Raw genomic sequence first — 21229 nt, 5'->3', positions numbered from 1 at the left:
GTTTCCGGCGCCGCCGCCCCGGGTGCCAGGGTGGTTCCATGCAGAAGCCCCCGGACACACCGCCGCCCGTCCCCGCAGGCGGGGCGCCCACCGCCGCCCCGGCGCGCGGCCATGTCCTCGTCGTGGACGACGACCCGACCGTCGCCGAAGTCGTCGCGGGATACCTGGCCGCGGCCGGTTACGACGTCGCCCGGGCGGCCGACGGACCCGCCGCGCTCGCCCTGTACGCGGCCCGCCGTCCGGACCTGGCCGTCCTCGACCTCATGCTGCCCGGCATGGACGGCTTCGAGGTCTGCCGCCGGATGCGGGCCCAGGGGCCGGTGCCGGTCATCATGCTCACCGCGCGCGGTGACGAGGACGACCGCATCCTCGGGCTCGAAACCGGCGCCGACGACTACGTCACCAAGCCGTTCAGCCCGCGCGAGCTCGTCCTGCGGGTCGACTCCGTGCTGCGGCGCGCCAGGGCGGCGGCGGTCCCCGCCGGACCGCCCCGGCTGCTGGAGGGCGCGGGACTCGTGCTCGACCCGGCGGCCCGGAGCGCGAGCTGCCGGGGCCGGCTCCTGGCCCTCACGCTCCGCGAGTTCGACCTGCTCGCCTTCTTCCTGCGCCACCCGGACCGGGTCTTCACCCGGGAGGAGCTGATGCGCGAGGTCTGGGGCTGGGACTTCGGGGACCTGTCCACCGTCACCGTGCATGTGCGCCGGCTGCGCGGGAAGGTCGAGGCCGACCCGGCCCACCCGGAGCTGATCCGTACGGTCTGGGGCGTCGGCTACCGCCTCGACCTGCCCGCCGCTGCCGGAGCCCCGTCATGACCGACACGCTCCTCATCGCCCTCTTCGCCTTCCTCGGCGCCGCCGCCGCGGGACTGCTCGGGGCGTTCGCGCTGCGGCTCACCCGGCACCGCCCGCTCGTCGTCTCCCTGAGCATCGTGGCCGCCGTGGCCGTCACCGCGATGCTCGCCGGGACCCTGGCCGTCGCCTGGGCGATGTTCCTGTCCCCGCACGACCTGACCGTGGTCACGACGGTCGTCGCCATGGCCGCCGTCGTCTCCCTCGTCACCGCGATGCTGCTCGGCCGCTGGGTCGCCGCCCGCAGCCGCGAGCTGACCCTCGCCGCCCGCTCCTTCGGCGACGGCGGCACCTTCGCCCCGCCCGAGGCCCCGGCCACCGCCGAACTCGCCGCCCTCACCCGCGAACTCGCCGCCACCAGCGCCAAGCTGGACAGCTCGCGCGCCCGGGAACGCGCCCTGGAGACCTCGCGGCGCGAACTCGTCGCCTGGATCTCGCACGACCTGCGCACGCCCCTCGCCGGGCTGCGCGCCATGTCCGAGGCGCTGGAGGACGGCATGGCCGTCGACTCGCCGCGCTATCTGCGCCAGATCCGTACCGAGGTCGAGCGGATGAACGACATGGTCGGCGACCTCTTCGAGCTCTCCCGCATCCACGCGGGCTCGCTCGCGCTGACCCCCACCCGCGTCTCCGTCTACGACCTGGTGGGCGACGCCCTCGCCGGCGCCGACCCGCTCGCCCGCGAGCACGGGGTGCGGCTGGTCGGCGGCCGGATCGAGGAGGTGCCCGTGGAGGTGGACGGCAAGGAGATGAGCCGCGTCCTGGGCAACCTCCTGATCAACGCGATCCGCCGGACACCCGCCGACGGCACGGTCGCCGTCGCGGCCCACCGTGCGCCCGACGGTGTCGTCCTCTCGGTGACCGACGGCTGCGGCGGCATCCCGGAGGAGGACCTGCCGAGGGTCTTCGACACCGGGTGGCGCGGCAGCCATGCCCGTACCCCACCGGCCGGGGCGGGCCTCGGGCTCGCCATCGTGCGCGGCATCGTCGAGGCCCACGCCGGACGGGCGGAGGTCCGCAACGTCACCGGCGGTTGCTGCTTCGAGGTGACGCTGCCGATGGCGTGAGCCCCGGGCGGGCCCCTGGCGTGTGCCTCAGACGGTCAGCCCCGCCCCGGCCTCCCGCAGCGGCGCCGCCGCGAAGTCGGCCATGCCCTCGGCGAAGCCCACCCTCGGCCGCCAGCCCAGCTCCTCCCGCAGCCGCCGGGAGTCGGCCGTCACATGGCGTACGTCCCCGAGCCGGAACTCGCCGGTCACCACCGGCGCCGGGCCCCCGTGGGCCGCCGCCAGCGCCCCCGCCATCTCGCCGATGGTGTGCGGCTCTCCGCTGCCGGTGTTGTACGCCGCGAAGCTCCCGGGCACGCGGGCGCCCACGGCCTCCAGCGCCACCGTGTTCGCGGCGGCCACATCCCGGACATGGATGAAGTCGCGCCGCTGGCCGCCGTCCTCGAACACACGCGGCGCCTCGCCCCGGGCCAGCGCCGACCGGAAGAACGACGCGACACCCGCGTACGGCGTGTCACGGGGCATGCCGGGCCCGTACACATTGTGGTAGCGCAGCGCGACCGCGCTCCCGCCCGTCGCCCGGGCCCAGGACGCGGCAAGGTGCTCCTGCGCCAGCTTGGTCGCCGCGTACACGTTGCGAGGGTCGGCCGGAGCGTCCTCGCCGACGAGCCCGGGGACCAGCGCTTCCCCGCAGTCCGGGCAGCGCGGCTCGAAGCGGCCCGCCGCCAGGTCGGCCGGGTCCCGGGGGCCGGGGCGGACGGTCCCGTGGCGCCGACACGCGTAACGGCCCTCGCCGTACACGACCATCGACCCGGCCAGCACCAGGCTCCGCACCCCGGCCCCGGCCATCGCGGCGAGCAGGACGGCGGTGCCCAGGTCGTTGCACCCCACGTACTCCGGGGCGTCCGCGAAGTCCTTGCCCAGGCCGACCATCGCCGCCTGGTGGCACACCGCGTCGACGCCGTACAGCGCACGGTCCACGGTCGCGCGGTCCCGTACGTCCCCGACGATCAGCCGCCCGTCGTCACCCCCGGCCGGGCGCTGCGCGGCAGGGCCGTGCGCCGAGGGGAGCAGCGCGTCGAGCACCACCGCCTCGTGCCCGGCCGAGGTGAGACCGCGGACGATCTCCGAACCGATGAACCCGGCACCGCCGGTGACAAGTACACGCATGCGGCCCACGCTAGGACGCGCACGGCCCCGTCACGCGCTTTGGCGGCGGCACGTCACGGGACCGTAAGCCTTGTGCCCCTGGCTAGCGCAGTTCCTGGATGCGGACCAGGTTGCCCGCCGGGTCGCGGAACGCGCAGTCGCGGATGCCGTACGGCTGCTCGGTCGGCTCCTGGACCACCTCCGCGTCACCGGCCTGCACCTTCTCGAAGGTGGCGTCCAGGTCGCGGGTGGCGAGCAGGATCCAGCCGTACGTGCCCTTGGCCATCATCTCCGTGATGGTGCGGCGCTCGTCGTCCGTGACCCCCGGGTCCGCGGCCGGCGGCGCCAGCAGGATCGACGTGCTCGGCTGGTCCTTCGGGCCGACGGTGATCCAGCGCATCTTGCCCTGGCCGACGTCGTTGCGGACCTCGAAGCCGAGCGTGTCGCGGTAGAACGCGAGGGACTCTTCCGGGTCGTCGTGCGGGAGGAAGCTGGTGTGAATGGTGATGTCCATGAAGATCATGCTAGGCACGGCCTCCCCGCCCCGCTTCTCGATTCCTGACCGGTCCTGACCGCCGCGCGCCCGAAGGGGCACTCCGCGACGCCCCGGGCCGAACGCGAGGCGGTCGCCACCCCCGCGCCCGCGCCGTACCCGGCTTGCGGCACGGGGAGGCGCACGGCAGGGTTCGGTGCTGTGCCCACTCTCCTGATCGTGCACCACACACCGTCCCCGAACTGCCAGGCCCTCTTCGAGGCCGTCGTCTCCGGCGCGACGACGGACGAGATCGAGGGCGTACGCGTCGTACGGCGCGCCGCGCTCGCCGCGACGGCCTCCGACGTGCTCGAGGCGGACGGCCTGCTCCTCGGCACCCCGGCGAACCTCGGCTACATGTCCGGAGCGCTCAAGCACTTCTTCGACCAGATCTACTACCCGTGCCTCGATACGACCCAGGGCCGCCCCTTCGGCTACTACGTGCACGGCGGCAATGACGTCACGGGCGCCGTGCGCGGCATCGAGACGATCACCACCGGCCTCGGCTGGCGCCGGGCGGCGGAGGCCGTGAAGGTGACGGGGGAACCGGGCAGGGCGGACACCGAGGCGTGCTGGGAGCTGGGGGCCGCGCTGGCGGCGGGCCTCACCGAGTAAGGGCGGCGCGGCCGGTGGCCGGACACCGGTACGACTCCGAGGCGCGTCCCGGCCGCCCGGGCCCTGGCCCGCAGTGCGGTGCGGAGGGCATCCCGCTGGTGGGCGGCGGCGGAACCGATCCGCCCTGCGCAGCCCGCGTCGTCAACATCGGCTAGCCGAAGGGTCGTTGATCCGGGTGACGGGGCAGGTGTTCGACCCCGGGCGCGCCCGCCCGCAGCCCGTCCGTGACCAGGTCGAAGAGGCGGGCGGCGCGGGGCCGCCAGTCGCTGTGCGGGTCCAGTTGCCACAGGCCCGCTATGGCGATGAGGAAGTCGTCCGGGGTCACCCCGGCACGTATCGTGCCCGCCGCCTCGTTCGCCGCCAGCAGGAGCGTGACGGCCTCGGTCACCGGACCGTGGCCGACCTGTGCCAGGCTGCCGTGCCCGCTGGTCGCGGCGCGCAGGGCGTCCGCCAGGCCCGCCTTCGCCATGGCGTACCGGGCGAGACGGTCCAGCCACTCGCGCAGGGCGCGGTCGGCCGGGCGGTCGGCGAGGAGCTGGGCCGCCGCGTCGGCGACCTGCCGCATCTCGTACCGGTACACCTCGAGGACGAGGGCCTCGCGGTGCGGGAAGTTGCGGTAGAACGTGCCCTGGCCCACGCCGGCCTTCCGCGCGATCACGCTCACCGGGGTGTCCGCGGCCCGGGTCAGCTCGGTGAGCGCGACGGCCAGGATGCGTTCGCGGTTGCGCTGCGCGTCCGGCCGCGTGGGCGTGCTCCTCGCGTCCCGCACCCTTCCCTCCTCCCGAGCCGCGGCCGGGGACGGCCTTGCTCGCCGGACAGCGGTCCGTTAGGTTCGACAACCAAGCGGACAGCTGTCCGCTTGCCTCCACCGCAGCGCCGGATCAGGCCACTTGACCGACCGGCTTCCGTCGGCCCCCCACCCGCACGCCGCGCTCTCCGCCTCCCGCACCGGCCGCACACCGTCCCGTGCGGAGCGGCCCAGCCCCTGCGAAAGAAGGCTGAACATGGCCCCATCGACGTCCAGCGCCGTCACCCTGCGCGTCAACGGCGAAAAATACACGCTGACCGTCGACCACCGCACCACCCTGCTCGACGCACTACGCGAACGCCTCGACCTGACCGGTACCAAGAAGGGCTGCGACCAGGGCCAGTGCGGCGCCTGTACGGTGCTGCTCGACGGCCGCAGGGCCGTGGCCTGCCTCCAGCTCGCGGTGGCGGCCGAGGGGCGCGAGGTCACCACCATCGAGGGCGTCGCGGACGGCGACCGCCTGCACCCCGTGCAGCAGGCATTCCTCGACCTCGACGGATACCAGTGCGGCTACTGCACCCCGGGCCAGATCTGCTCCGCCCTCGCGGTCATCGAGGAGCACGCCGCCGGCTGGCCCAGCGCCGCCACCGAGGACGTACGGCCCGAGGCCGGGGCGCCCGCGCTCACCCCCGACGAGATCCGTGAGCGCATGAGCGGCAACCTCTGCCGCTGCGGGGCGTACACCCAGATCGTGCAGGCGGTCGCCCGCGCCGCCGACCAGGCCAAGGAGACGGTCGCATGAGGGAGTTCGGGTACGAACGGGCCCATGACGTCGCCGGAGCGGTGGCCCTCCTCGGCGCCGACCCCGGCGCCCGGCTCCTCGGCGGCGGCACCAATCTGGTCGACCTGATGAAGGCGGGCGTGGAGCGCCCCAGCCTCCTCGTCGACGTGAGGGAACTGCCCCTGGACGAGGTCGGGTTCAGCCCCGAGGGCGGCCTGCGCATCGGCGCCACCGTCACCAACAGCGACCTGGCCGCCCACCCCGACGTACGCCGCCACTACCCGGCCCTCGCCCAGGCGCTGCTCGCCGGGGCGTCCGGGCAGCTGCGCAACATGGCCACCGTCGGCGGCAACCTCCTCCAGCGCACCCGCTGCGGCTACTTCGCCGACCTCGCCAAACCCTGCAACAAGCGTGCCCCGGGCACCGGTTGCCCCGCCCTCGCGGGCGACCACCGCAACCACGCCGTCCTCGGCGCGTCGGAACACTGCGTCGCCACGCACCCCTCCGACATGGCGGTCGCCCTCGCGGCGTTCGACGCGGTCGTCTCGTACGAAACGGCCGACGGGCCGGGCGAGTTGCCGATCGAGGAGTTCTACCTGCCCGTGGGCGACACCCCGCACATCGAGACCGCGCTGCCCGCCGGTGCCGTGATCACCGGCGTCACCCTGCCGCCCGCCCCGGCCGCCGCGCACTCCCGCTACCGCAAGGTGCGCGAGCGTGCCTCGTACGCCTTCGCGATCGGCTCGGTCGCCGCCGCCCTCGACGTACGCGACGGAGTCGTGCGCGACGTCCGCCTCGCCTTCGGGGCCGTCGCCTCCCGGCCGTGGCGCGCCCGTACCGCCGAACGGGCCCTGGCCGGCGGCCCGGCCGACCCGGCCGCGTTCGCCTCGGCGGCCGACGCCGAACTGGCCGCCGCCCGGCCCCTGCCCCAGAACGGCTACAAGGTGACGCTGATGCGCAACCTCGTCGTCGCCGAGCTGACCCGACTCGCCGAGGAGGCCGCCCGATGACCACGACGACCGGCACCACCACCGCCCCCGGGGCCCTGGGCTCGGGCCGCGCCCGGGTGGAGGGCCGCGACAAGGTCACCGGCGCCGCCCGCTACGCCGGCGAGATCCCCTTCGCCCGGCTCGCCCACGGCTGGCTCGTCCTCTCCACGATCGCCCGGGGCCGGATCACCGCCGTGGCGGACGAACCCGTCCTCGCCATGCCGGGCGTGCTCACCGTGCTCCACCACGGCAACGCCCCGCGCGTCCACACCGACTACGTGGGCATGCTCGGCCGGCCCAACCCGGTCGTCGGGCTCTTCCAGCACGACCGGGTGCCGTTCGTGGGCTGGCCGGTGGCCCTCGTGGTGGCGGAGACCCCCGAACAGGCCAGGGAAGCCGCCGAGGCACTGGTCGTCGGCTACGAGGAGGAACCGCACGACGTGGCCTTCCGCACCGGCCGCGACGACGCCTACCGGCCCGAGGACTCCCCGATGGTGGAGGCCGACACGGACAAGGGAGACGTCCGGGCGCGGATCGTGGACGCCGCCTTCGTCGTGGACGCCGAGTACACGACGCCGGAGGAACACCACTGCTCGATGGAGCCGCACGCCGCGACCGCCCGCTGGGACGACGGCCGGCTCGACGTCACCGACTCCAACCAGGGCAGCTCCTGGGTGGCCGGAGAACTCGCCCAGCTCTTCTCCCTGGACCCCGCCTCGGTGCGGGTGCGCTCCGAACACATCGGCGGCGCCTTCGGGTCGAAGGGGCTGAGTGCCCATCAGGTCGCCGCCGTCATGGCGACGACTGCTCTGCACCGCCCCGTGCGCGTCGCCATGACCCGCCGTCAGATGTTCTCCCTCGTCGGCTACCGCAGCCCCACCGCCCAGCGCGTCAGGGTCGCGGCGGACGCCGAAGGCCGGCTCTGCGCCTTCGACCACGAGGCGCTGAACCTCACGTCCGGTGTGCACGAGTTCATCGAGACGAGCGCCGTGCTCGGCCGCGTCCTCTACGACGCCGACGCGCACCGCACCCGGCACCGGGTCGTACGGCTCGACGTGCCCACGCCCACCTGGATGCGGGCCCCCGGCGAGGCACCCGGCTCCTTCGCCATCGAGTCGGCCCTCGACGAACTCGCCGAGAAGTGCGGCGTGGACCCCATCGCGCTGCGAGCGCGCAACGAACCCGCCACAGGCCCGGTCTCGGGCCTGCCGTTCAGCAGCCGCAATCTGCTCGCCTGCTTCGAGGAGGGCGCCCGCCGCTTCGGCTGGGCGGACCGCGATCCGCGCCCCGGCCTGCGCCGCGAAGGCCGCTGGCTCATCGGGACGGGGACGGCCGCCGCCTCCTACCCTTCGGGCGCCGGCCGCTCCACCGCCGCCGTCACCGCCGAGGCCGACGGCACCTTCACCGTACGGGTGAACGCGGCGGACATCGGCACCGGAGCCCGGACCGCGATGACGCTCGTCGCCGCGGAAGCGCTCCAGGCGGACCCGGACCTCGTCCAGGTGCGCATCGGCGACAGCGACCTGGGCCACGCGATGATCGCGGGCGGCTCCACCGGCACCCGCTCCTGGGGCTGGGCGGTGCGCCTCGCGGCGGCCGACCTCCGCGAACGGCTGGCGCTGGGCGGCGGCATCCCCGCCGAGGGGATCACCGCCCGCGCGGACACCGCCGACGCCATCGCCGCCCTGCCGCAGCGGGAACGGCACTCGTTCGGCGCCCAGTTCGCCGAGGTCGCCGTCGACGTCGCCACCGGCGAGGTACGCGCCCGCCGCCTGCTGGGCATCTTCGCGGCGGGCACCATCGTCAACCCCCTGACCGCGCGCAGCCAGCTCATCGGCGGCATGACCTGGGGCCTCTCCATGGCGCTCCACGAGGAAGCGGTCCGCGACGCGGCGACCGGCGGGCACGTCAACGCCGACCTCGCCGGATACCACGTCGCCTCCCACGCCGATGCGCCGCTCATCGAGGCGGGCTGGGTGGACGACCCGGTGCCCGGCGACCCCGTCGGCATCAAGGGCATCGGTGAGATCGGCATCGTGGGCGTCGCCGCCGCGATCGCCAACGCGGTGTGGCACGCGACGGGCGTACGCCACCGCGCACTGCCGATCCGCCCGGACCGTGTCCTGCGAGCGGCGGCGGACCGCCCCTAATCACCCAGCCGCACTTCGCGCCCCCGCCAGCGACGCCGCAGCCAGCGGTCGTGGCTGGCGACCACGACCGCGCCCGGCCCCGGGCCCAACGCCTCCTCCAGCTCGTCGCAGAGCGCGGGGGAGAGGTGGTTCGTCGGCTCGTCCAACAGCAGCAGCTCCGGCGGGCGGGCCATCAGCAGCGCGAGCGCGAGCCTGCGCCGCTGGCCCGCCGACAGCTGCCGCACCTCCTTGCCCAGGTCCGTCTCGCGCAGCAGCCCGAGCGAGAGCAGCGGCACCAGTTCCGCGCGCCCGGCGCCCAGCACCCGTACGTAGGTGTCCGCGACGGTACGGTCCGGCCGGGCGAACACGCTGTCCTGAGCGAGCACCCCGACCGTCAGGCCCGGCCGCCTGATCACCTCACCGGCCGCCACCGGCCGACCCGCGAGCACCGCGATCAGCGTCGACTTCCCCGTACCGTTGCCGCCCGTCACCAGCAGCCGGTCGGACGCCTCCACGTCCAGCTCGTCGACGGCCAGCCGGCCGGGGAACCGCACCCCGCGCAGGGACACCAGCGTGCCCGGCTCGGACGGCTCGGCCCGCTCCGGATACCGGAACCGCAGCGGGGCGGGCGGCTCGGCGACCTGGTGGCGCTCCGCCTCGTCCAGCCGGCGGGTGGCGTTGCGCACCCGGCGCGCGATCTGGCTCTGCACCCGGCCCGCCCGCAGCCCGTACCCCATCTTCTCGCTGTCGCGCGGCCCTCGGTCGGGCGCGACCTGCCGCGCGGTCACCGCGGCCGATCGGCGCAGCTCCCCGATCTCCTCCTGCTCCTCGGCGTACCGGCGCTCCCACCGGGCCCGCTCCGCCCGCTTCTCCGCCAGGTACGCGCTGTACCCGCCGCCGTACCGTACCGGCCCGTCCACCGCCGGATCCAGGTCGATCAGATCCGTGCAGACGGCGTCCAGGAACGCCCGGTCGTGGCCGGCGAGCACCACGGGCCCGGGCATCGCGCGCAGCTGCTCCTCCACGAACGCGGCGGCCTCGTCGTCCAGATGGTTGGTCGGTTCGTCGAGGAGCAGCGCGGCCGGCCGACGCACCAGCAGCGCGGCGAGCGCCAGCCGGCCGCGCTGGCCGCCCGAGAGGGAGCGGAGCGTCCGCCCGTGCGGCAGGGAGCCCAGCCCGAGCCCGCCGAGCACGACGGACGCGCGCCGGTCGGCGTCCCAGACCTCCCGCTCCTCGGCCTGTTCGAGCCGTCCGCCGTACGCCTCCAGGAGCCGCGCGTGCTCCGGGGAGTCGTCCGGCGTACGGGAGAGCAGCCCGGAAAGGCGGTCCAGCTCGGCGAGATCGGCCCGCGCCTCGCGCAGCGCGTCGTCCAGGACGCCCGCGATGGTGGAGTCCGCGTCGAACGGCATCTCCTGGTGCAGGAACCCCACGTCTGCGGGGCGGACGACCTCTCCGGCGTCGGGTTCGTCCACCCCGGCGAGCAGCCGCAGGAGTGTCGACTTGCCGACACCGTTCTCACCGATGAGGCCGATGCGCTCACCGGGCGACGCGGTGAGCGACACCCCGTCCAGGACACGCTTCGTGCCGAGGACGCGGACCAGGTCGTGGGCGAGGAGGGCGCGGCTCATGCTTCCGGTCCCCCCGTCTCGCGCAGCTCCCCGTCCGCCAGCCGCAACCACCTGCCCACGCCGATCCGTTCCAGGAACCGTTCGTCGTGGCTGACCACCATGAACGCCCCCCGGTACGAAGCGAGCGCGCTCTCCAGCTGGCCCGCGCTCACCAGGTCCAGGTTGTTCGTCGGCTCGTCCAGGAGCAGCAGCTGCGGGGCCGGCTCCGCGCACAGCACACAGGCCAGCGTGGCCCGCAGCCGCTCGCCGCCCGACAGCACGCCGACCGGCAGATGGGCGCGGTCGCCGCGGAAGAGGAAGCGCGCGAGCAGGTTCATCCGCTCGGCCTCCTCCCGGTGCGGGGCGTACGCGGCGAAGTTCTCCGCCACCGTGCGCCCGAGGTCGAGCAGGTCGAGCCGTTGCGAGAGGTACGCGATCCGCCCGTCGGCGCGCCTGACCGACCCGCCGTCCGGCTCCAGGTCCCCGTTGACCAGCCGCAGCAGGGTGCTCTTGCCGGCGCCGTTGGGCCCGGTCAAGGCGATGCGTTCGGGGCCCCGGATCGTCAGGTCGACGCCCTCGCCGGAGAACTGCTCCCGGCCGCCGAGGCGCACCCGAAGCCGCTCGGCGAGGAGCACGGTACGACCGGCGGGCACATCGGTGTCCGGCAGGTCGAGCGTGATGCGCTGCTCGTCGCGTACCGCTCGCCCCGCCTCGTCCAGGCGGGCCTGCGCCTCGCCGACCCGGGAGGCGTGCGTCTGGCCGGACTTGCCGGCGGCCTCCTGGGCGCCGCGCTTCATGTTCCCGGCGAAGATGCGGGGCAGCCCGGCGTTCTTGAGGTTGCGGGCCGCGTTGCTCGCGCGCCGCTCAGCCCGCTCGCGGGCCTGCTGCATCTCGCGCTTCTCCCGCTTCAACTCCTGTTCGGCGTTGCGGACGTTCTTCTCGGCCACCTCCTGCTCGGCCCGCACGGCTTCCTCGTACGCCGTGAAGTTGCCCCCGTACAGCCGCAGTTCGGAGGTGCCGAGTTCCGCGATGCGGTCCATGCGGTCCAGGAGCGCGCGGTCGTGGCTGACGAGCAGCAGGGTGCCGTTCCACGACTCCAGCGTGTCGTAGAGGCGGTGCCGTGCGTCGAGATCGAGGTTGTTCGTCGGCTCGTCGAGGAGCAGGACGTCCGGCCGCTTCAGTAGCTGGGCCGCAAGCCCGAGCGAGACGACCTGGCCTCCGCTGAGCGTGCCGATGCCGCGGTCCAGGGCGATGCCGTCCAGGCCGAGCCGGTCGAGCTGGGCGCGGGTGCGCTCCTCGATGTCCCAGTCGTCGCCGATGACCGCGAAGTGCTTCTCGTCCACGTCACCGGACTCCACGGCGTCCAGCGCGCGGATCACGGCGTCGACGCCCAGGACCTCGGAGACCGACAGGTCACCGGTGAGGGGGAGGCTCTGCGGGAGGTAGCCGAGCGTGCCGTCGACAGTGACGGAACCGGCGTTGGGGCGGAGTTCACCGGCCAGCAGCCTGAGCAGCGTGCTCTTCCCGGAGCCGTTGGGGGCGACGAGACCGGTGCGGCCGGTGCCCACACTGAAGGAGAGGCCGGAGAAGACAGGGGTGTCGTCCGGCCAGGAGAAGGAAAGGTTCGAGCAGATGAGGGATGCGTCGGACATGCGGAGACCTCGCGTGTGAATCCGGGGACGGCAGACACCACGGCCCCGGAGAAATGGTCTGAGGGAACAACGACATGGCCACTGCGGCGGCGCCCTGGGCGCCCGCTGCGGCTATGGGGCTCCGGGATCACCCGGAGATGTCGTCGTCGCCTGCCATGTCTGGTCTCCTCGTACACGCTGAACGGCCCGTCGATCTTAGCAGCCGTGCCCCTTCACGGCTTCTTGTTTCCGGCGGCGCAGATCATCGATGCCTTGGTCCAGGGCCGCCTCCAGGTGTCCCAGACTGCCAGTGGACAGCAGGATCACCACACCTCCCTGGATCCCGGCCAGCAGGGCCGCCGCCGAGCGGTCCGCGTCCCGGTCGGCGTCGATCTCCCCGATCGACTGCATGTGCCGGATTCCGGCGGCCAGCGCGTCCTGCCAGCGTTCCAGCAGCTCGGTGGCGACGGCCTGCGCGCCCGCCGAGGCCGGTCCGATCCGGGAGACCGCGATGTCGAGCGGACACTCCCGGCCCTGCTCGCGGTAGCGCGCGACGACCTTGTCGCGCCAGCTCAGCCAGGCCGGCCACGAGGTCAGGGCGCCCAGCTCGGGCTGCTGGTCGCCGATCACCCGGTCGGCCTCGTGGTGGGCGACGGCCAGCATCAACTCGTCCTTCCCGCCGGGGAAGTAGTGGAACAGCTGGCTCTTGCTGGTCGACGTAAACGCCAGGACGTCGTCCAGCGTCAGCGCGAACACACCCTGCCGCCGGATCGCCGCGGCGGCGCCCTCGACAATGCGCTGTTTCGTCGCGGCGCCCTTGGGGGTCAGCGGCACGATGTCTCTCCCTCTCTCACAGTCGTCCGGGCGTGCGCTCAGGGGATCAGCAGCAGCTTCCCGGTGGTCCGGCGGGACTCCAGGTCGCTGTGGGCCCGTGCCGCGTCCGAGAGCGCGTACCGCCCGCCGATGCGCGGGGACACCTGCCCTGCCCGCACCATCGCGAAGACCTCCTCGGACCGGGCGACCAGGGCCTCCCGGGTGGGGACATGGTCCTGCACGGTCGGGTACGACAGCAGGATGCTGCTCGGCAGATCGGTCACCGAGAGCGACGGTACGCCCATGAAGGGGCCGTAGTAGGCATGCACCCCGTGCAGCCGCAGGGCCAGCTGCGAGGACCGGAACGTCGAGGTCCCGCCGCCGTCGTACACGACATGGGCGCCCTCGCCGTCCGTCAGCTCGCGCACCCGGTCCTCGAACCCGGCCCCGGACGACACGAGGACATGGTCCGCACCGGCCTCCTCGGCGACGGCCGCCTTCTCCGGGCGGGAGACCAGGCCGATGACCCGGCCGCCGCGCGCCTTGATCATCTGGGTCAGCATGAGCCCCACGCCCCCGGCGGCGGCGTGCACCACGGCGGTGTCGCCGGGGCCGACGGCGTACGTCTCGGTGGTGAAGTGGTTCGCCGTGAGCCCCTGCATCATCACCGCGGCCGCCGTCTCGTCCGGCACCTCGTCGGGCACCTTGACCAGCCGGTCCGCCGGGACGGCCAGGAGCTCCGCGTAGCTGCCAGGGTGGTAGTACCAGGCCACCCGGTCGCCGACGGCCAGCCCCTCGACGCCCTCGCCGAGCGCGGTCACGTACCCCATGCCCTCGGCGCCGAGCACGGTCGGCGCGGCCCAGCCCGGGCCGCCCACCTTGCGGGCGCCCACGTCCATGAAGTTCACCCCGGCGGCCCCGAGCCGGACCAGGGCCTCGCCGGGGGCGGGGACGGGGTCCGGCAGTTCGGTCCAGGCCATGACCTCGGGGCCGCCGTGCTCGGTGATGCGGATCGCGTGCATCGGGTGTGCCTCTCCGTGAGCCGTCACCGCGAGCCGTGTGCCGCGGTGAGGTCATGCCACCGTAGAAAGGCAAAAATGGACCGGCAAGTCCAGTCTGCGGGGCGGCGGGACATCCCCGCGCCCGCGATGTCACCCGCGCGGGTTGTGGCCGAACCTGACCCCCTCCCACGGCGTTCCGGCCGGGAAGGACTCCGCCCGGCGCTGCCCGGACGGCCGTGCCGGGGCGCGTACGACGGCGGGCTCCGCGCCCTCGATCCGGGCCAGCCAGTCCAGGAGCTCCCGGCGCAGCTCGTCGGCGACCGCGCGGTGCGAGTCGAGGCCGACGAGATTGTCCAGCTCGTACGGGTCGGCCGCCAGGTCGTACAGCTCCGTCTCCGTGTAGTGGTCCGCGCCAGGATCGTTCCAGGCGTCCGCGCCCGGTGCCTCCACGGCGTACTTCCAGCGCGAGGTGCGCACCGCGCGCCCCACCCGGTCCTCGCTGATCTGGACGAACACGGAGCCGGGCCGCTCCGGATCGCGGCCGCCTCCGGTCAGCGGCAGCAGGGAGCGCCCCTGTACGCCGGGCGGGACCGGGAGGCCGGCCGCCGCGAGCAGGGTCGGCATCAGGTCCACCGTGGAGATCGGCCGACGGACGAGCCCGCCACCGCTGAAGCCCGGCCCGGTGACCGCCAGGGGCACCCGGACCGACGCCTCGTGGGCCGAGCGCTTGTACTCGCTGTTGCGGGTACGGAAATGGGACCCGTGGTCCGCCGTCCACGCCAGGACCGTGTGCTCCTCGGTGCCCAGGCTCCGCAGGGCGTCGCGCAGCCGGCCCACCCCCTCGTCGACCCGCTTGATCTGGCCCAGGTACCCGGCGAGGTGGCGGTGCGCCCCGCCCTGCTCGGCCCCCGGGGAGAGCGCGGCCAGGTCGGGCGGCAGCCAGGCACCCTCGTACCGCTCCCGGTACCCCGCCGGGGCCGGGTAGTCGTCGGTGGGGTTCTGGTGGTGCGGCTCCAACAGCGACAGGAAGAGGAGGTACGGCCGGTCGTGGTGGTCGGCGACGAACCGGATCGCCGCGTCGATCAGGGCGTCCGAACGGTAGCCGGGCAGCCGCACCGGCTCGCCGTCCTCGTCGTGCACCACCGTGCGGTACGCGTCCGAGGTGAATTCCAGCCGGTCGGAGGCCAGCCAGGTACCGTAACCGCCCCGCAGGGCCGGCGGCACCGGCCCGTCGGGGTTGTCGTCGCCCGCCAGGTGCCACTTCCCGATGTAGCCGGTGGCGTATCCGGCCGCCGCGAACTCGCCGGCCAGCGTGGGGATGTCGCCGGGGAGCGGCAGACCGTTGCGGAAGACACCGGTGGCTGTCGGGTAGCGGCCGGTCTGGAGCGACGAACGGGCGGGCGCGCAGACCGGGTTGGGGGTGACCGCCTGCTCGAAGAGGGTGCCTTCGCGGGCGATGCGGTCGAACTCGGGTGTCACACCGGCCCGGTTGCCGTGCACCCCGGCCGTGTCCCAGCGCTGCTGGTCGGTGAGGACCACGATCACCTGCGGGCGTGGCCCGGAGGGCGGCGCCGGGACGCCGCCCTCCGGGATCGGGGAGTGCTCGCTCACGCAGCCGTCGCCTCGGCGGTGGAGGCGCCGGACGGGATGCCGAAGGACGGGTCCGGCACCGCCTCGGGGCTGAGGAGGGTGGAGGAGCGGCCGTCGACGCCGACCGGGACGTCACCGTCGATGGTGACGCGGCGGAGCTTGCGCTCGTGGGTGTCGGAGTCGTCCACGCCGTAGTGCTGGGTGGCGCGGTTGTCCCAGATCGCCACGTCGCCCACCTGCCAGTCCCAGCGCACGGTGTTCTCCGGGCGCTCGATGTGCGACTGGAACAGGTCGACCAGGGCCCGCGAGTCGCGCCCGGTCAGGCCGCTGATCCGCTGCACGAAGTTGCCCAGCAGCAGGACGCGTTCGCCGGTCTCGGGGTGCACGCGGACCACCGGGTGCTCGGTGAGGAACTTGGTCGACGTGAACACCTCGCGGTACTGCTGGAGTGCTTCCGGCAGGGCGTTGGGGCGCACGGAAACGTAGTCGTAGTCGTTGGAGTGGACGGCCCGCAGCCCGTCCGCCAGGGTGCGCAGCTGCTCGGGCAGCTCCGCATAGGCGGCGGCCGTGTTGGACCACAGGGTGTTGCCGCCGTACGGGGGGATCACGACGGCCCGCAGGATGGAGAAGGCCGGGTAGGCGGGGACGAAGGTGACGTCGGTGTGCCACTGGTTGGCCCGGCCGCCGTGGTCGGAGTCGATGCCGAGCGAATACCGCCCGTCGGCGGACGGCACGGTCGGATGGGCGACGGGCGTGCCGAGCAGCCGGCCGAACGCCTCGTGGCTCTCCTCGTCCAGGTGGTCCTGCTCCCGGAAGAAGACGACCTTGTGGGCGAGGAGCGCGGCCCGGACGGCGGCCACCGTCTCCGGGTCGAGATCGCCGCCGAGCCGTACACCCGAGATGACCGCGCCGATACGGCCGCCGAGCTGCTGGACGGTGACGGCGGGGGCGGTGGTGGTGGAGGACATGGGGTTTCCCTTCGAGGTTGCCCGTCGCGGCCGGGCGCTGGACGCGGCCGACGGCGGGCGGATTAATTGTGGAGCGGAATTAATTGAGGCGGGAGGAGCCCACGGGCGGAGACGGTGCACTGCCCGGAGCTACGGTGCGCGGAGTTGCCGACTCAGCGGAATCGCCGGGCCAGGAGAGGGAGCGCGGTGCGGTGGTACGCCGGTGAGGTCAGGCGGCGGTACAGGGGCCCGGACACACGGGCTGAGGAGCGGGGCGGCCGGCGCGGGCGGGCCGCGCATCGGTGAGTGCCGTCGCGAACATGTCCCGGAGACTCGCAGCGCCCCACCGGGTACGTCAAGCACCCGCCGGCACCCCGCGGGGCGTTCGGCAGTGGTTCAATCGGCGCCTGCACGGGGTCACCGAACACCTTCGAGGAGCGCCCAAAAGCCCTCGCTGACCTGGGAATTCACCCATGAGACCCGGCAGTGCGCGGGCGCCGCCCCCGGCCCCGGCCACCGGCCCCGTGCGAATTCACGCCGCCGTAACGTTGCGAGCGCCCCACCGGGCGCAGGACCGAAGGAAGGCCCCCATGACCGCCGCCCCCCGCCTCTTCCGCGCGACCGGTGACGGAAGGCGCGAGACCAACGCCGCCACCGTGCTGCGCACCGTCCTGGACCACGGCCCCGTCGCCCGCCGGACGATCGCCGACCGCTCCGGGCTGAGCCAGGCCGCCGTGTCACGCCAGTGCACCGACCTCGTACGGCTGGGCCTGGTGCGGGAGTTGCCCGAGCTGACCGTCGGCAACGGGGTGGGCCGGCCGCAGATCCCGGTCGACCTGCACACCGGCGAGAGCGACGGACCCCTGGTCGCCGGGGTGCACATCGGGGTGCCCGCGTCGACCTTCGGCCTGCTCGACCTGCGCGGCCGGCTGCTCGACCGGCGCACCTTCCCGCACGACGGCATCGCCGCCGGGGACCTGCCGCCGAGGATCGCGCGCGGGCTGCGCGCCTTCCTGGACGACGTCCGGCGCGACCGGCCGCTGCTGGGGGTGGGCGCGGCCCTCGGCGGCTGGGTCGACCCGGTCTCGGGCACGGCCGTGCGGCACCACACGCTCGGCTGGGCCGGCCGCCCTCTCGCTGCCGAACTCGCCGGTGAACTGGGCGGTTTGGAGGTGCGCGTCGACAACCACGCCCGGGCCGTCGCCCAGTCCGAGATCCTGTTCGGCCGGCCCGAGGCGCGGCGCAGCCTGGTCCACCTGTTCATCGGCAACGTGGTCGACGCGGCACTCGGCATCACCGGCCTGGTGCACCAGGGGCCCGGGTCCGGTGCCGGGGACGTGGCTCACCTGCCCGTGCCGGACTCCACGGTGGTCTGCCCCTGCGGGCGCTCGGGCTGCCTGGAGGCGACCGCCTCGAACACCGCGATGGCGCGGACCGCCGTGCGGCGGGGCATCGTGCCCTGGCCCGACGCCTTTCTGGTGGTGGACGCGGCGGCGGCCGGGGACCGGCGCGCCGACCGGCTGCTCCGCGAACGGGCCCGCGCGGTCGGCCGGGCCACGGCCCTGCTGCTCGACGTCCTCAACCCCGACCTCGTGGTCGTCACCGAGCACGCCAGCCTGACCAACCCGGAGTACCTGGAGGAGATCAGGGGCGCAGCGGTCGACCACTCGCACGTCTGCCAGGACCCCGAACGCATCGTCAGTCCGCATGCCGGGACGGCCGTCCTCCCGGTCGCGGCCGGTGCCGTCGTCCTGAACCCCCTGTTCAGAAGCCCCCTGACGGCCTCCGTGCGCTAGTCGGCCACCGGACGGGGGAAAGCACTTCGTACCAGGATGCGGACCACGCAGGTTGACCGTCCGGCGAGGCCGCTGTCATATTGCTCCCGTGAACCCGGACAAGCGCCTCGTCTCCCGCAGGCACGTCGACCTCTGTCGACAGGCCAGCGCGGTCTGTGCCGTCCGCCGCTGACCCGGACCGCGGCGGCGCGGCCCCACGGCCCCGCTCCGCTGACCTCTCACGGGTGACACCGACCCGCTGAGACCCGGGAACCCCCTTCTCCGTTCGGCTTCTCCCGCTCCCGTGCGTCGCGGGAGCCCTTCACGCCTACCCGCGCCGATTCCGTAGGGCCGCCGCAGCGGTCCCGGTCCGGTGCGCCTTTCGCGCAGCGCATCCCCGTCGCTCCATTCCTCCCGCAGCGGAACGAATACGCGTACGCGCTCCGCCGCGCGCTCCTCCCTTCCCTCTTCCCACCGTCACAGGCAGGCATCGATGACCGAGCTGTACCCCCTCACGCCCTCCGGACCGTCCCGGCGCTCCACGCTCCGCGCCGCGGGCGGCGGCGCCCTGCTCCTCGGACTGGGCCTCGCGGGCTGCCGCTCGGCCGTGTCGGAGACCTCGTCCGCCCCGAAGGGCGCGAGCGCCGCACCACGACGCGGCGGTGTGCTGAACATCGCCGTGAACGCCGACTTCACCCCCGCCCTGCTCTTCGCGCAGAGCAACCAGTCCCTCCAGCAACGCCTGCTCTACAACACCCTCACCCGCTACGACGACCGCCTCCACCCGAAACCCGAACTCGCCAGCTCCTGGACGTACGCCAAGGACGGACGCAGTATCACGCTCCGGCTGCGCGACGACGTCACCTTCCACAACGGCCGCGAGTTCACCGCCGACGACGTGATCTTCGCGGTGAAGAACCTTCAGAACCCGGTGAGAGCAGCTCAGTTGCGCAGCACGGCCGCCGCCATCACCGGATTCGAGAAGCGCGGCGACCACGAGCTGGTGCTCAAGCTGGCGCACCCGGTCAACAACCTCTTCGACCTGTTCGAGTTCATGATCATCGCGGACTCGGAGAGCGTCGAGGACGCCGTCGCCGGAAAGAAGTTCATCGGGACCGGCCCGTTCAAGCTGAAGAAGTGGAGCCCCGGCGCCGGTCTGAGCCTCGCCCGCAACGACGCGTACTGGCAGCCCGGCCGCCCCTACCTCGACGGGGTCGAACTGCGGGTCATAGCCCAGGCCGACGCGCTGATCTCGTCCCTGCGCTCCGGCCAGTCCCAGCTCTCCTTCGACGTGCCCGGCAAGAGCCTCGGCGTCGTCAAGACCGACAACGGGCTCACCATCAGCGACTACGACACCGGCGCCGGCGCCATCTACCTGGGCGTCAACACCACGGTCACCCCGCTCAACGACCGCACCGTCCGCCAGGCGCTCGCCTGGGCCGTCGACCGGGACCGGCTCGTCGCCCAGACCCTCGGCGGTTACGGCCTCGCCTCCGCCGCGCCCTGGCCCAAGTCCTCACCCGCGTACAGCGAGGCCAACCGCACCCACTACACGCACGACCCCGCGAAGGCCCGGCAACTCCTGAAGTCCGCCGGGCACACCAGGCTCGACCTGCCCATGCTGCACATCGCGCTGCCCGGCGAGACGGCCATCGCCGAGTCCATCCAGTACGACCTCAAGCAGGTCGGCGTCCACGTCACGCTCCAGCCCACCGACGGGGCCACCGCGCAGAAGAAGCTGATCTCGCAGGGCATGCCCGCCCTGTGGTCCCTCGGCCACGGATTCGCCCAGGTGCAGCCCTCCACCCTGGCCGTCAGCGCATACCCCTTCAACGAGGCGAAGAACACCAGCAAATACCGCTCGGCCACCTACACCGAGGTCGTGCGGGAGGCATGGACCGAGCCCGAGACCGACACGGCCGCCGCCAACGCCCTGCACCGGAAGATCTCCTCCATCCTGCTGGACGAGGCGTTCCTCATCGACCTCGTCGTGCGCGGACAGCTCCAGGTCTCCGCGGCCCGGCTGCACGGCGTCACGCTCAACAAGTTCTCCTACCTCAACCTCGACAACGCCTACCTGGTGTGACATGCGCAGCTACCTGCTCCGGCGGCTGCCGTCCGCCCTCCTCGTCCTGGTCGCCGCCTCCTTCCTGATCTTCACCATCCTCAGGCTGGTGCCCGGCGACCCCGCCACCGCGCTCGCCGGACCCGACGCGGACACGGCGACCGTCGCCGCGATCCGCGCACGGCTCGGCCTCGACGCACCCCTGCTCTCCCAGTACGCCCACTGGATCGGCTCGCTCCTCAAGGGCGACCTCGGACCCTCGTACGCGATCGGCGGACAGACCGCCGACCTCATCGGCGACGGGCTCGGCGCCACCACCGAACTCACCGTCGCCGCCCTCCTCTTCGTGATCGTGCTCGGTACGGCCTTCGGCGTCATCGGGGCCACCTCGCGCAACCGGTGGCTGAGCGCCGCCGTGCGCGTCATCACCACCGCCGCCCTGGCCGTGCCGCCCTTCGTCAGCGGCGTGCTGCTCGTCCTGGTCTTCGCCGTGGCGCTCCCCGTACTGCCGCCCGGCGGCCGGGTCGCCTTCCTGACCGCCCCGGACCTCGCCGCCCAGTACCTCGTGCTGCCGGCGCTCTGCCTGGCGCTCCCGAGCGCCGCGGTCCTCGGCCGCTACCTCAAGGACGGCATCGAACGCGGCCTCGCCGAGGACTACATCCGCACCGCCACCGCCGCCGGGATCGCCCCGCGCCGCCTGCTCTGGCGCCACACCCTGCCCAACGCCCTGCCGCCCGTCGTCACCCTGCTCGGCATGCAGGTCGGGAACCTGCTCGGCGGGGCCGTCCTGGTCGAGGCGATCTTCGCCTGGCCCGGCCTCGGACAACTCGCCGAACAGGGCCTCCAACGCCGCGACTACCCGGTCGTCCAGGACCTGCTGCTGCTCCTGGTCGGCGTCTTCGTCCTCGTCCAGCTGCTCACCGACCTCGTGTACGCCTGGCTCGACCCCCGGATCAGGTGGGAGTAACCCTGATGACCCAGACGACCGACCTCCTCACCGCCGCG

At 73.6% G+C, this 21229-nt stretch carries 19 protein-coding genes; 10 read left to right on the top strand and 9 right to left on the bottom strand.

Going from position 1 to position 21229, the window contains the following annotated elements:
* Positions 1–38: 38 nt before the first annotated feature.
* Positions 39–812 (top strand): response regulator transcription factor, encoded by a 774-nt coding sequence (locus tag NEH16_RS01700; RefSeq protein ID WP_265538603.1) that lies wholly within the window; start codon positions 39–41, stop codon positions 810–812.
* Positions 809–1915: a sensor histidine kinase gene (locus NEH16_RS01695; RefSeq protein ID WP_073967103.1), complete on the top strand. Its 1107-nt coding sequence runs from the start codon at positions 809–811 to the stop codon at positions 1913–1915. The genes NEH16_RS01700 and NEH16_RS01695 overlap by 4 nt, the downstream gene beginning before the upstream one ends.
* A gap of 27 nt (positions 1916–1942) precedes the next feature.
* Here NEH16_RS01695 and NEH16_RS01690 read toward each other — a convergent pair whose 3' ends face one another.
* Together NEH16_RS01690 and NEH16_RS01685 are read right to left on the bottom strand one after the other, a co-directional pair.
* Positions 1943–3022: an NAD-dependent epimerase/dehydratase family protein gene (locus NEH16_RS01690; RefSeq protein ID WP_265538602.1), complete on the bottom strand. Its 1080-nt coding sequence runs from the start codon at positions 3020–3022 to the stop codon at positions 1943–1945.
* 82 nt (positions 3023–3104) lie between these two features.
* The gene (locus tag NEH16_RS01685; protein ID WP_073967342.1) at positions 3105–3515 is read right to left on the bottom strand and encodes a VOC family protein; all 411 of its coding nucleotides are present in this window, start codon (positions 3513–3515) and stop codon (positions 3105–3107) included.
* Between the two features lie 180 nt (positions 3516–3695).
* On the opposite strand from NEH16_RS01685, the gene NEH16_RS01680 reads away from it, so the two are divergent.
* Positions 3696–4148 carry a flavodoxin family protein gene (locus tag NEH16_RS01680; protein ID WP_265538601.1) on the top strand — a complete coding sequence of 151 codons (453 nt, stop codon included), beginning with the start codon at positions 3696–3698 and terminating at the stop codon, positions 4146–4148.
* A 151-nt stretch (positions 4149–4299) separates the two neighbouring features.
* Here NEH16_RS01680 and NEH16_RS01675 read toward each other — a convergent pair whose 3' ends face one another.
* Positions 4300–4917 (bottom strand): TetR/AcrR family transcriptional regulator, encoded by a 618-nt coding sequence (locus NEH16_RS01675; RefSeq protein WP_265538600.1) that lies wholly within the window; start codon positions 4915–4917, stop codon positions 4300–4302.
* Positions 4918–5152: 235 nt separating this feature from the next.
* Between NEH16_RS01675 and NEH16_RS01670 the strand changes: the two genes are divergently transcribed.
* From NEH16_RS01670 to NEH16_RS01660, 3 genes are read left to right on the top strand one after another with little or no spacing between them, the layout of a single operon-like run.
* Positions 5153–5698 carry a (2Fe-2S)-binding protein gene (locus NEH16_RS01670; protein ID WP_265538599.1) on the top strand — a complete coding sequence of 182 codons (546 nt, stop codon included), beginning with the start codon at positions 5153–5155 and terminating at the stop codon, positions 5696–5698.
* Positions 5695–6687: an FAD binding domain-containing protein gene (locus tag NEH16_RS01665; protein WP_265538598.1), complete on the top strand. Its 993-nt coding sequence runs from the start codon at positions 5695–5697 to the stop codon at positions 6685–6687. The genes NEH16_RS01670 and NEH16_RS01665 overlap by 4 nt, the downstream gene beginning before the upstream one ends.
* Positions 6684–8816 carry a xanthine dehydrogenase family protein molybdopterin-binding subunit gene (locus NEH16_RS01660; RefSeq protein WP_265538597.1) on the top strand — a complete coding sequence of 711 codons (2133 nt, stop codon included), beginning with the start codon at positions 6684–6686 and terminating at the stop codon, positions 8814–8816. Before NEH16_RS01665 ends, NEH16_RS01660 begins: the two co-directional genes overlap by 4 nt.
* Here NEH16_RS01660 and NEH16_RS01655 read toward each other — a convergent pair.
* The 6 genes from NEH16_RS01655 to NEH16_RS01630 form a co-directional block, all read right to left on the bottom strand.
* Complete coding sequence (locus NEH16_RS01655) at positions 8813–10423, bottom strand: ABC-F family ATP-binding cassette domain-containing protein (protein ID WP_265538596.1); 1611 nt, start codon at positions 10421–10423, stop codon at positions 8813–8815. The genes NEH16_RS01660 and NEH16_RS01655 overlap by 4 nt on opposite strands.
* Positions 10420–12054: a ribosomal protection-like ABC-F family protein gene (gene abc-f, locus NEH16_RS01650; RefSeq protein WP_265538595.1), complete on the bottom strand. Its 1635-nt coding sequence runs from the start codon at positions 12052–12054 to the stop codon at positions 10420–10422. The genes NEH16_RS01655 and abc-f overlap by 4 nt, the downstream gene beginning before the upstream one ends.
* A 195-nt stretch (positions 12055–12249) precedes the next feature.
* Positions 12250–12867, bottom strand: a complete 618-nt coding sequence (locus NEH16_RS01645) for a TetR/AcrR family transcriptional regulator (protein ID WP_265538594.1) — start codon at positions 12865–12867, stop codon at positions 12250–12252.
* A 38-nt stretch (positions 12868–12905) separates the two neighbouring features.
* Positions 12906–13868: a quinone oxidoreductase family protein gene (locus NEH16_RS01640; RefSeq protein ID WP_265538593.1), complete on the bottom strand. Its 963-nt coding sequence runs from the start codon at positions 13866–13868 to the stop codon at positions 12906–12908.
* A gap of 129 nt (positions 13869–13997) precedes the next feature.
* Positions 13998–15458 (bottom strand): sulfatase-like hydrolase/transferase, encoded by a 1461-nt coding sequence (locus NEH16_RS01635; protein WP_265538592.1) that lies wholly within the window; start codon positions 15456–15458, stop codon positions 13998–14000.
* Positions 15455–16405 (bottom strand): TauD/TfdA dioxygenase family protein, encoded by a 951-nt coding sequence (locus NEH16_RS01630; protein ID WP_265538591.1) that lies wholly within the window; start codon positions 16403–16405, stop codon positions 15455–15457. The genes NEH16_RS01635 and NEH16_RS01630 overlap by 4 nt, the downstream gene beginning before the upstream one ends.
* Positions 16406–16974: 569 nt before the next feature.
* On the opposite strand from NEH16_RS01630, the gene NEH16_RS01625 reads away from it, so the two are divergent.
* The 4 genes from NEH16_RS01625 (at position 16975) to NEH16_RS01615 (ending at position 21191) form a co-directional block, all read left to right on the top strand.
* Entirely contained in the window at positions 16975–18180 is a 1206-nt protein-coding gene (locus tag NEH16_RS01625) for an ROK family transcriptional regulator (protein WP_265538590.1), read from the top strand.
* An 88-nt stretch (positions 18181–18268) separates the two neighbouring features.
* Positions 18269–18352: a putative leader peptide gene (locus tag NEH16_RS33815; protein WP_361031313.1), complete on the top strand. Its 84-nt coding sequence runs from the start codon at positions 18269–18271 to the stop codon at positions 18350–18352.
* A gap of 300 nt (positions 18353–18652) precedes the next feature.
* Complete coding sequence (locus NEH16_RS01620) at positions 18653–20245, top strand: ABC transporter substrate-binding protein (protein ID WP_265538589.1); 1593 nt, start codon at positions 18653–18655, stop codon at positions 20243–20245.
* A 1-nt stretch (position 20246) separates the two neighbouring features.
* A complete protein-coding gene (locus NEH16_RS01615; RefSeq protein ID WP_073967088.1) occupies positions 20247–21191 on the top strand; it encodes an ABC transporter permease in 945 nt (314 codons plus the stop codon).
* Positions 21192–21229 lie beyond the last annotated feature (38 nt).

It is taken from the genome of Streptomyces drozdowiczii (genome assembly GCF_026167665.1).
Taxonomy (GTDB): domain Bacteria; phylum Actinomycetota; class Actinomycetes; order Streptomycetales; family Streptomycetaceae; genus Streptomyces; species Streptomyces drozdowiczii_A.
The sequence above is the reverse complement of the archived record's forward strand: the minus strand, read 5'-3'. Positions and strand labels throughout refer to the sequence as shown.

Bases quoted from the DNA above. Each gene is read 5' to 3' on its own strand.
- NEH16_RS01700 (WP_265538603.1), top strand. From the start codon at position 39: ATGCAGAAGCCCCCGGACACACCGCCGCCCGTCCCCGCAGGCGGGGCG.
- NEH16_RS01695 (WP_073967103.1), top strand. From the start codon at position 809: ATGACCGACACGCTCCTCATCGCCCTCTTCGCCTTCCTCGGCGCCGCC.
- NEH16_RS01690 (WP_265538602.1), bottom strand. From the start codon at position 3,022: ATGCGTGTACTTGTCACCGGCGGTGCCGGGTTCATCGGTTCGGAGATC.
- NEH16_RS01685 (WP_073967342.1), bottom strand. From the start codon at position 3,515: ATGGACATCACCATTCACACCAGCTTCCTCCCGCACGACGACCCGGAA.
- NEH16_RS01670 (WP_265538599.1), top strand. From the start codon at position 5,153: ATGGCCCCATCGACGTCCAGCGCCGTCACCCTGCGCGTCAACGGCGAA.
- NEH16_RS01665 (WP_265538598.1), top strand. From the start codon at position 5,695: ATGAGGGAGTTCGGGTACGAACGGGCCCATGACGTCGCCGGAGCGGTG.
- NEH16_RS01660 (WP_265538597.1), top strand. From the start codon at position 6,684: ATGACCACGACGACCGGCACCACCACCGCCCCCGGGGCCCTGGGCTCG.
- NEH16_RS01655 (WP_265538596.1), bottom strand. From the start codon at position 10,423: ATGAGCCGCGCCCTCCTCGCCCACGACCTGGTCCGCGTCCTCGGCACG.
- abc-f (WP_265538595.1), bottom strand. From the start codon at position 12,054: ATGTCCGACGCATCCCTCATCTGCTCGAACCTTTCCTTCTCCTGGCCG.
- NEH16_RS01640 (WP_265538593.1), bottom strand. From the start codon at position 13,868: ATGCACGCGATCCGCATCACCGAGCACGGCGGCCCCGAGGTCATGGCC.
- NEH16_RS01630 (WP_265538591.1), bottom strand. From the start codon at position 16,405: ATGTCCTCCACCACCACCGCCCCCGCCGTCACCGTCCAGCAGCTCGGC.
- NEH16_RS01625 (WP_265538590.1), top strand. From the start codon at position 16,975: ATGACCGCCGCCCCCCGCCTCTTCCGCGCGACCGGTGACGGAAGGCGC.
- NEH16_RS01620 (WP_265538589.1), top strand. From the start codon at position 18,653: ATGACCGAGCTGTACCCCCTCACGCCCTCCGGACCGTCCCGGCGCTCC.
- NEH16_RS01615 (WP_073967088.1), top strand. From the start codon at position 20,247: ATGCGCAGCTACCTGCTCCGGCGGCTGCCGTCCGCCCTCCTCGTCCTG.